Origin of the sequence: Advenella sp., from assembly GCF_052108595.1 — a bacterium.
In the GTDB taxonomy this organism is placed as follows: Bacteria; Pseudomonadota; Gammaproteobacteria; order Burkholderiales; family Burkholderiaceae_B; genus Advenella.
Genome location: NZ_JBQEAU010000139.1, coordinates 1 through 9888 on the forward strand (window position 1 = coordinate 1; position 9888 = coordinate 9888).

At 55.7% G+C, this 9888-nt stretch carries 11 protein-coding genes; 7 read left to right on the top strand and 4 right to left on the bottom strand.

All coding sequences use genetic code 11. The annotated features are described in order from the left end of the window. The 4 genes from ACTIKR_RS18615 to ACTIKR_RS18630 all read left to right on the top strand — a co-directional run. Positions 1 to 781 (top strand): 2-hydroxyacid dehydrogenase (locus ACTIKR_RS18615; protein WP_442328651.1); only part of this gene is annotated, 781 nt, incomplete at its 5' end. 208 nt (positions 782 to 989) lie between these two features. Continuing rightward, on the top strand, positions 990 to 1415 hold the full coding sequence (locus ACTIKR_RS18620; RefSeq protein ID WP_193087742.1) for a cupin domain-containing protein: 426 nt from the start codon (positions 990 to 992) through the stop codon (positions 1413 to 1415). Positions 1416 to 1418: 3 nt separating this feature from the next. After that, positions 1419 to 1868 (top strand): D-aminoacyl-tRNA deacylase, encoded by a 450-nt coding sequence (dtd, locus tag ACTIKR_RS18625; RefSeq protein WP_193087743.1) that lies wholly within the window; start codon positions 1419 to 1421, stop codon positions 1866 to 1868. Between the two features lie 63 nt (positions 1869 to 1931). After that, the gene (locus ACTIKR_RS18630) at positions 1932 to 2681 is read left to right on the top strand and encodes a sulfite exporter TauE/SafE family protein (RefSeq protein WP_193087744.1); all 750 of its coding nucleotides are present in this window, start codon (positions 1932 to 1934) and stop codon (positions 2679 to 2681) included. 134 nt (positions 2682 to 2815) lie between these two features. Here ACTIKR_RS18630 and ACTIKR_RS18635 read toward each other — a convergent pair whose 3' ends face one another. Continuing rightward, positions 2816 to 3499, bottom strand: a complete 684-nt coding sequence (locus tag ACTIKR_RS18635; protein WP_193087745.1) for an LrgB family protein — start codon at positions 3497 to 3499, stop codon at positions 2816 to 2818. Positions 3500 to 3654: 155 nt separating this feature from the next. Next, positions 3655 to 3993, bottom strand: coding sequence for a CidA/LrgA family protein (locus ACTIKR_RS18640; RefSeq protein WP_193087746.1), 339 nt, complete (start codon positions 3991 to 3993; stop codon positions 3655 to 3657). A 267-nt stretch (positions 3994 to 4260) separates the two neighbouring features. Between ACTIKR_RS18640 and ACTIKR_RS18645 the strand changes: the two genes are divergently transcribed. From ACTIKR_RS18645 to ACTIKR_RS18655, 3 genes are all read left to right on the top strand, one after another. Next, positions 4261 to 5706: an NAD-dependent succinate-semialdehyde dehydrogenase gene (locus ACTIKR_RS18645; protein ID WP_193087747.1), complete on the top strand. Its 1446-nt coding sequence runs from the start codon at positions 4261 to 4263 to the stop codon at positions 5704 to 5706. 89 nt (positions 5707 to 5795) lie between these two features. Further along, entirely contained in the window at positions 5796 to 6557 is a 762-nt protein-coding gene (locus ACTIKR_RS18650) for an aldolase/citrate lyase family protein (RefSeq protein WP_193087748.1), read from the top strand. A 67-nt stretch (positions 6558 to 6624) separates the two neighbouring features. Beyond that, positions 6625 to 7812, top strand: coding sequence for a hypothetical protein (locus ACTIKR_RS18655; protein WP_442328652.1), 1188 nt, complete (start codon positions 6625 to 6627; stop codon positions 7810 to 7812). 48 nt (positions 7813 to 7860) lie between these two features. Here ACTIKR_RS18655 and ACTIKR_RS18660 read toward each other — a convergent pair whose 3' ends face one another. After that, positions 7861 to 9027: a glycosyltransferase gene (locus tag ACTIKR_RS18660; RefSeq protein ID WP_193087750.1), complete on the bottom strand. Its 1167-nt coding sequence runs from the start codon at positions 9025 to 9027 to the stop codon at positions 7861 to 7863. A 282-nt stretch (positions 9028 to 9309) separates the two neighbouring features. Continuing rightward, positions 9310 to 9888 (bottom strand): aldehyde dehydrogenase family protein (locus tag ACTIKR_RS18665; RefSeq protein ID WP_442328653.1); only part of this gene is annotated, 579 nt, incomplete at its 5' end.

Genomic DNA, 9888 nt, shown 5'->3' on the forward strand with positions numbered 1-9888 from the left:
AGCGCTGTTCGCACGTTATCGCGTCCTGGATCTGGTATTCAATATGGGCGCAGGTGTAGACGCTATTTTGCGTCAGCCTGAGATTGCCGACACCACCCGCATTATCCGCCTGGAAGACGCGGGGCTGGCCAATCCCATGACCGAATACGTCATCCATTATCTGTCGGGCATCACCCGTAATTTCGGCGTTTATGAGCAGCATAGGGAAAATCGTGTGTGGCAGGGAGCCGAACAGGTACCGGTGCAAAATTGTACGATCGGTGTTATGGGGCTGGGCGTGATCGGTGCGCGAATTGCGCAGGCGCTAAGTGCGCTCGATTACCCGGTCCAGGGCTGGTCGCGCAGCCCGAAGGCATTGCCGGAAATCAGGAGTTATCATGGTGAAGACCAGTTTGAGGCCTTTCTGGCGTCAAGCCAGTTTCTGATCAACGTACTGCCACTGACTGACCAGACGCGCAATATCCTCAATCGTGACAGTCTGGGGCATCTGCCAAAGGGCGCCGTACTGATGAACATTGGCCGGGGCGAACATCTGGTAGAGGCCGATCTGATCTCTTTGCTGGACTCGGGGCATCTGTCGCGAGCCGTTCTTGACGTGGCGCGCGAAGAGCCGCTGCCAGGCGATCATCCTTTCTGGGCCCACCCGGCCATCACCCTCACACCGCATATTTCCGGTCCCACCAATCATTACCTGGCAATCAGGCAGATTCGCGACAAGCTGCAGGATGCCCTGCAGGGCAAACCCATCAGTGGCGAAGTCATCCGGGAAACGGGATACTGATCATTCTCAGGCAATAGATTTACTCAGCTGGGTGACGGGCCTGTGCGCTGCTGGGTTGCGCACTGTCGGTCCGATGGCCTGGCAGCGTTCAGCCGCCATTCAGTCTCTGCGGGCCCGCTATGCAAACGCGGTGTGGCTGCGTCATTGGCGTTACAATCGGACAGATCAACGATACGCACACGACTAGCTGACGAATGGGGAGCCATCAATGTCGACCGCTCAAGCACCTACACCGCAACATCCGACTGCTTCACCCGCGCCGCGCGCCGTCATATCGCATCTGAAAAACGCGACGTTCGACCGCGGCTTGCGGGAGTTCTTTGAGTACCGCGATCTGGGTGTAGCCCAGGCAACGGCCGGCGCGTATTCTGTGCACGTGATTCGCGCGTTGGACGGCCATGAAGCGTCGGGCATGCCGCATTTGCATCAACTGGATTTTCAATTTGTATACGTGCTGCAAGGCTGGGTTCAGTTCGAGTACGAACAGACAGGTGTGGTCCGTCTGGAGCGGGGCGATTCGGTTTATCAGCCCCCGGGCATTCGTCATCGCGAAATTAGCCATAGCGCTGATCTGGAAATGCTGGAAGTGGTCGCGCCGGCAACGTTTCATACTGCCACGCTGGAGCAGGTCTGAATTATGAAGGTACTGGTTCAGCGAGTGCGTCAGGCGCGCGTGTGCGTCGATGGCAACGAGGTTTGCGCGATCGGGGCGGGCATGTTGCTGCTGGTTGGCATCGCCCAGGATGATACAGAACAGGATGCGCAGTATCTTCTGCGAAAAACGCTGGCGTTGCGTATCTTCAATGATGACAACGATGTGATGAATCGCTCGGTGCTGGATGTGGGTGCACAGATCCTGGCTGTCAGCCAATTTACGCTGATGGCCGATACGCGCAAAGGCAATCGGCCGTCCTATACGGCAGCGGCTCGCCCCGAGTATGCCAAACCGTATTTTGAACGCTTCGTGCAGCTGCTTTCAGCAGGCCTGGGACAAGCGGTGCCTGTCGGCGTTTTCGGTGCCGATATGCAGGTGTCCCTTATCAATGACGGCCCCGTCACGATTTTGCTGGACAGTCGTGACCGATAAACATAAATGCAATGATGCTCGCCAGCGACCTACCCTTGCGCTGATCTGCAGCAGGGGGTGGTAATGGACACGATTTATGTTTACGTGGTTCTGGGGGCGGTGGTTGCCGGATTTGTACAGGGCCTGTCGGGATTCGGTTTCGGCCTGGTTTCCATGGCGCTGTGGGCGTGGGTGCTGGACCCTCGTCTGGCTGCCGTGCTGGCGGTGTTTGGCGGGATGACCGGGCAGATTGTGGGGGCATTGTCGCTGCGGCGCGGTTTTGATTGGCGCTTGCTAGTCCCCTATGTATTAGGTGGGGTAGCAGGCATCCCTCTGGGTGTCATGCTACTGCCCATGCTTGATGTGAACATGTTCAAGGCGGCGCTGGGATGCCTGCTGATCGTCTGGTGCCCGGTCATGATATTTGCCAGGCGGCTTCCCAAAATCACCTTTGGCGGCAACATTGCCAATACCGTTGTGGGCCTGGGCGGTGGCATCATGGGCGGATTGGGCGGTTTTTCCGGCGTATTGCCTACACTGTGGTGTACGCTGCGTTATTCCAATCGTGATACGCAGCGGGCCATTATCCAAAATTTCAATCTCTCCATGCTGTCTCTGACGATGCTGTCCTACATCCTGTCCGGCATGGTAACGCGCCCCATGGTGCCCATGTTTCTGCTGGTTGTGCCGGCGATTCTGATCCCGTCCTTTATCGGTACCCGGGTGTATGCGGGATTCAGTCCGGAGCGCTTCCGCCTGGTGGTGCTGATGCTGCTGACGGTCTCGGGCTTGGCGCTGCTTGCCTCTGCTGTCCCGCATCTTGTCGCTGCGTAAGGGTCGGCTGGGCGCTATCGACTACCTTCATGCGCCATCGATCACCTCTTCGACAGTACCGGACCGTATCTGCGCCGCGTGCGCAGTGCACGACATGATCGTGCGTGCTGCAGCCGTTTGCTGCTGGCCTGCGTTCAGAAGAACAGGAAGTACAGCACCGGTATCACAATGGCGGTAAAGATGCCATTCAGGCTCATTCCCAAACTAGCGTAGGAGCCGGCTTCCTGGCTGTGCTTGAACTCCGTGGCAGTACCGATCACATGGGAGGTAACGCCCATGGCGAAGCCACGCACATCATCATGCCGGATGTTCATCCATTTGAAAATGAAGGGGCCAATGGTTGCCCCCAGAATACCAGTAAAAAATACAAACGCGGCGGTCAGTGCAATTGCGCCATCGAGCGAACGGGCCAGTTCCAGTGCAATGGGCATGGTGGCTGCTTTTACTGACAAGCCGATCAAAATGTTGCGGTCGGCTCCCATCAACCAGGCCAGACCGACCGAAGTGCACACGGCAACCAGCGAAGAGACCACGAGGGCCAGCACAATGGGGCGCAACTTTTTCTTGATGGTCCGGCTGTGCATGGCAATCGGCACCGCCAGTCCGACGGTGGCTGGTCCCAGCAACAGTGAAAGATAATGGGCGCCCAGCAGATAGCTGCTGTATTCGATATTCAGGAACCGCAGGACCAGAATGATAAGCGTGGTGGCCACCAGCACGGGATTGAGCAACGGGAAGTAACCGCTGCGGGCGAACAGCCACGACGCCAGGCAATAGGCCATGATCGTCAGCAGCAAACCGGTCAGGACAGCAAGCACGGTAACTCCAATAATAAAAATGTCATTTGTTCATCAATAGCGCATGGTTGGGCCTGGCCAGTCGTTGCGCACAAACGTGAGGGATCGCGGCGGCAAGCCAGGAGCTACCGGTTTGCCGGTGCAGCGCGGCCGGCCCGGGCATGTGTCGGCGGGCTTTAACGCTGCTTGTCTGCATAGCGAAACACAAGAATACCCGCCAGTAGCGACAGGACCGTACTGACAATGACAGCTGTAATAACAGCGGGCCAGTATCCATCCAGCAGCCTGTAGCTGACCATGATGCCTACCGTAGCCGGTAAAAACAGGAGCGCCAGATGCGAGAGCAGGGCCGGTATATGTCTGGCCATCAGCGTAAACAGGGGTGGTCGAAGTTTAAACGCCAACAGCAGCAGGAGCAGGCCCACAATAGGGCCGGGCAGAGGCAGGGGCAGCACACGGCTGACGCCTTCACCGGCAACATAGCAGACTGCAATCACAAGTAGAGATAAGAGCATAAGCGTCAATCGTCACAGACAAGGATAAGGGTGTGCCCATTATACTTTCTTCTTAAGAAGGTAATATTGGGTATGCAATCAGTATATTTTTTACTTAAAGTTAATGATCAAAAGGCGCATCATCGTCGATAAAAGAACTCATCAGTGCCTGCCTGCGGCCGTTCCCGAATCAGGATTGCGCATCGGTGTGAGATCGGCCCGGGGTATATGGTATTCTTTGAATATTCAGTGACAGAGTCGTTCAATAATAGGATCGGGAGTCAATCCATGAAGCTTAGAAATGCCAGTCTGCTTAAAGGCAAATGTTATATCAACGGTAAATGGATCGGTGGCAAGGAGGTCATCGAAGTGACCAATCCGGCAACCGGCAAGCGCGTTGGCACTGTACCCAAGCTCGGTAAAAAGGAAACGGCAGATGCCATCAAGGGCGCCAATAAGGCCTGGCCGGCATGGAAGGGGCTGACTGCCAAAGCGCGTGCGGCCATTCTGCGCAAGTGGTTCACGCTTATCAATGACAATGCGGATGACTTGGCTTACATCATGACATCCGAGCAGGGCAAACCCCTGGCCGAAGCCAAAGGCGAAGTCACTTACGCCGCCTCGTTCGTCGAATGGTTTGCCGAAGAAGCCAAGCGCGTCTATGGCGATACGATTCCTGCACCGCAAACTTCCCAGCGCATTGTGGTGACCAAGGAGCCCATCGGCGTATGTGCTGCCATCACACCCTGGAATTTCCCGGCGGCGATGATTACCCGCAAGGTAGCGCCTGCGCTGGCCGCTGGCTGCACTGTCGTGATCAAGCCGGCATCGCAAACCCCGCTTACTGCATTGGCGCTGATTGAACTGGCTGAACAGGCGGGCATTCCACCTGGCGTCATGTCTCTCATTACGGGTAATTCATCTGAAATCGGCAAGGAACTGTGCAGCAACCCGCTGGTGCGCAAGGTCAGTTTCACAGGGTCGACCGAAGTGGGGCGCCTCCTGATGGAGCAGTCGGCCAGCACCATCAAGAAAGTTTCCATGGAGCTGGGCGGCAACGCGCCATTCATTGTGTTTGACGACGCCGATATTGATGCGGCCGTCGAAGGCGCTATGATTTCCAAGTACCGGAATGCCGGCCAGACTTGCGTATGCGCCAATCGTATCTATGTGCAGAAAGGCGTGTACAAGGAATTTGTCAAAAAGCTGGTTGCGGCAGTTGAAAAACTGGTTGTGGGCGACGGTACCGGCAAGAACGTACAGATCGGTCCGCTGATTGACGAGAAGGCAGTGGAAAAAGTGGAAAGCCATATCAGCGATGCCCTGGGACACAAGGCCAAGGTCCTGACCGGCGGTAAACGCAGCAAGCTGGGCGGGCTGTTTTTTGAGCCTACGGTCATCGGCGATGCAACGCAGGATATGGCGTTTGCCCGTGAAGAAACATTCGGCCCGCTGGCGCCGGTCTTCAAATTTGAAACGGACGAAGATGTCATCAGGATGGCTAACGATACAGAGTTCGGGCTGGCCGCCTATTTTTATGCGCGCGATCTGGGGCGCGTCTGGCGGGTCGCCGAGCAACTGGAATACGGCATTGTAGGTATCAATACCGGTCTTATTTCTACCGAAGTGGCCCCGTTTGGCGGTGTAAAGCAATCCGGCCTGGGTCGCGAAGGCTCTCACTACGGTATCGACGATTATCTGGTCATCAAGTATATGCTGATGGGCGGCATCTGATAAATCCCTGGGGCCCGGTCCGCCAGCGGCAACTGGGCATTTAACATTTAATAGTCGATATTCGATTCACCGAGCAAATACGTCTTAACATGAAACAGCAGATACCCAATACCTTTCGCCAGAAATTGCTGGCCCGTGAAACACTCATCGGTACGTGGCTGAGCACCACCAGTCCCATGCTCGCCGAAGTAGCGGGTGTTTGCGGCTACGACTGGCTGCTGTTGGATGGCGAGCATGCGCCCAACGACATTCCGGTGCTGACCGCCCAGCTGCAAGCCATCAATGCCAGCAACAGTGCCGGTATCGGTCGTCCGCCGGTCAATGACCAGACCTTGATCAAACAGTATCTGGATATTGGTTTTTACAATTTGCTGATTCCGTTCATTGAGTCTGGCGAGCAGGCCGAATATGCGGTGGCGGCAACACGCTATCCACCGGCTGGCGTGCGTGGCGTTGCCGGCATGACCCGGGCCAGCGCCTATGGCACCGAGGCGGATTACTTCAAACAGGTCAATGACCATATCGGCGTGATCCTGCAAATAGAAAGCCGCGCAGGCGTGGAGGCGGTAGAAGACATTGTTGCCGTAGACGGCGTGGATGCCATTTTCATTGGTCCTTCCGATCTGTCAGCGGCCTATGGGTACCTTGGACAGCCCCAGCATCCAGAGGTGCAGCAGGCCATTGCCCATGTCCATAAAGTGGCGGCCGCCGCCGGCAAAGCCAGTGGTATTCTTGCGGTCGTGCCCGACGAGGCTGCCGTTTATATCAAGCAGGGCTTTAGTTTCGTGGGTGTCGGCGTTGATCTTTCCGTATACAAAAATGCCTTGATGAGCTTGCGCAGCCGGTTTTAATATTGGTGTAGCGTCGGTGTCGTAGCGGCGTTTTATAGTAAGTTTATAAACGAGGATGCTGACAAGTTTGAAACTCAGGACAATTTTTGCTAGCTTTATTTCCTTTCTGATTTTTCCTGCTGGCTCATTGTCCGCCCAAACCATCACATATGCAATGGGCGACGATGCGCCGCGCAGTGCGCACGCTGTTAGCTCCGATAGTGCTCCACAGGTCATGGCCGAGGTGCCGCCCGCCTGGCCATTCGATCCGGAAAAAAACAAAATTATTCTGCTACCGGTGGATGAGCCGATCGCTACACCTGCACCAGGAGAGGCGGTGCCGCTTGAACAACTGGTCACTGCCGACGCTTTGCGTGGCGTGGACAACTGGGAAAATTATCAGTACGAATCGGGTATTGGCCCGTTCATGACGGACCAGGATGCCGCCGCGTTGCGCAGGCCGTCCTCCAGAATCACGCTCAAGCCCGTGCAAAATTTTTCCACCGACACGCGTACCTGGAATCTGACGACCGAGGACAGAAACCGAATCTCACTGGGGTCCAATCAGGTCGTGAGCTCGATCGGCCAAAGTGCTTTTCGAATCGGCGGCATGCAGTTGAGCCGGCAGCCGGATGGCACGCAGGACAACTGGTTTATCAATAGTCACCAGCTGGCCTATTCCACGGCGGCGGGGGCCATGGATTACTCAGCTGCTTCGGGTGAGGATGCCAGCTTTCATTTCGGCAGTGGCGCTGCCAATACCGCGGTGCGCTACGGAGTGAGCGACTCGGCTTCGGTAGACACGCAAGTGCAATTGGCCCGCTCGCTCAAGAACGTGGGCCTTGGCGCCAGCTACGCCCTGGATGACATGGGCGATTTGCGACTAACCGTGAACGCGGGCAAGTATGAGGACAATTCAAACTGGCGCTCGATGTTTGCCTATCGGGCCAAGGTGTTCGATCTGGCCACCTTGCAGTTCTCCAACGAGCTGACCAGCGCCCACTATATGGATTTGTCCAGGCTGTCGCAGGATCCGTTGTCGGATCGCGCCATTCGCAACCAGCTGAAGCTGACCTATCCGTTGGATACGCAGTCGCAGGTGTCAGGCACGTTTGAAAATAGCCGGGTGTTTAACGGTGCTTCCGAACAGCGCTTTGGTGTGGAACAAAGCTACAAGCTGGAGTCGGTTCTGCTCAAGCTGAAGGCGCAACGCGCCGTGCGCAGCGACAACGGCTCATTGCAGTTCAATGTGGATATTCCTATCGGCGGCCCTTAATCCGTGGCCCATAATGTGGCTGAAAAAAGAGAGGGGCCTAGTCGGGGTTCAGTTGATGTTGCTGGCAGAGGGCAGGGGCGCCTGTTCTGCGATCTCGGTTTGTGCCAGGATGCGCGCGAGAATGTGGGGTACTTCGAATACGGCCTGATTATCCTGCGCTTTAACTCGTTCCCGATAGCTATCGAGATTTTCCAGTAAGTGATGCACCGCGGCGTTGGTTTTCGCGAAGCTAGGCAGCACAATGCCCAATCCGTTCTTGGTGACCCATTCGCCGTTATAGCGCTCCTGAATCATGGTCCATTTGTTGCAGACAATAATGACCGGCATATCCTTGCGGATGGCTTCGCTGATGCTGCCGGGGCCGGGCTTGCCGATAAAGAAATCGGCCATTTCCATGAAGACGGGCATTTGCGTCGTGAACCCTTCCACCAGCTTGTGTGCGTGCGTCTGCATTTTGCTGATTTTTTTGGCCAACGCTGCGTTGTGACCGCAAATGTATATCATTTGCACATCCGAGAGCTGCTTGGCGATCTTGATCATGATTTTTGAACCGTGACCGCCGAACATGGCCAGGCCCACCGGTTTGTCCGGATCAAAGCCGGCTGCGATCAACTGTTCGCGGCGATCCATCTCGGGTTTCTTGTAGAAATCAGGATGCAGCAGCATACCCGAGCTTGCATGGATATGGGAGTTGGGATGACCTGCGGCACGCGCCTGTTCCACCGCCTTGTCGGTACCACAGATGAAATGCTGTTGCTGGTTATTTTCAATCCAGAAATGGGGCGCATTGTCGGCCAGATCGGTCAGAATGGTGACATAAGGCACGCCTGGCAAGGACGAAACCAGGCTTTCGTACATGGCCCGGTTGAAATTGGGAACCAGCGAGACCACCATGTCTGGCTCGGTTTCAATCCAGTGTTCCTGCAGCCGTTTGAGCATCACCTGGTGGGTCAGCCGGATAAATGCCTGCAGGATGCGCAGTTCCGGCGTCATCGCCATGGTCCAGCCTTTGGCCAGCTGCCGATTATAAAACTCTTCGGGAGCAACGCCAGTAACCCGTTTATATACCTGTCGTGAATCGAGTACCTCAAACAGGTTGACGAGCCTGACGTTCCAGTGAGGATGGCTGTTTTTGAGTACCGCCTCAAGGGCCCGGGCCGACGCCCGATGACCACCGCCCGCATTGAAGTAGATCAAGTCAATATTTTTATTCATAAATGGCTTTCTCTCAATGGTTCAGATGAACAGTTTATGACCATATTGTGGCATGAATATGAATTGCCGCAAATGATAAAATGTGTCGGACTGATACGAATATACAATGCCGGTGCGAAGTGCGCTAAGTAAAGGCGCGAAAGTGTTGGCCATTTCGCAATACGCTTGCCTTCCCGTTCGTCGGGCTGCTTGCTGTCGCATCAGCTGGGGCAGTCGATAAAAAACCCGGCAGCGCCAGGAGCGCGGCCGGGTCGGCACAAGTGCAATTGTGCTGATAAAACGCTATTTTTGCGCGATCGTGGTATTGACACCCGTATCATGCGAAGCCCAGCGCGCCGTAATCGACTTGGTCTGGGTCCAGAACATCACCGCCTGCTTGCCGTTAGGCCCCAGGTCGCCCAGTTTGGAGCCGCGCGAACCGGTGAAGCTGAACCATGCGACGGGAACAGGGATCGGAATATTGATGCCGATCTGCCCCACATCGATATTGTTCTGGAAATAGCGCGCATTGCCGCCGCTTTGCGTGAAAACGGCAACGCCATTGCCATTCGGATTGCGATTGACAAACTCCACGGCCTCTTCCAATGTATCGACGCATACAATGCAAAGGACCGGGCCGAAAACTTCTTCGCGATAAATCGCCATGTTCTCTTTGACATCGGAAAAAATGGTCGGGCCAATGAAATTGCCGTCTTTATAGTCCGCGACAACGACATCGCGGCCATCCAGCAGCAGGCTGGCCTTTTCATCCACACCGCTCTGGATCAGCTGCGCAACGCGCTGCTTTGCCCGGGGCGAGACCAGGGGCCCCAGATCGGCCTGGCGATCGCTGCCGGCATTGACTTTCAGTCCTCTGGATTT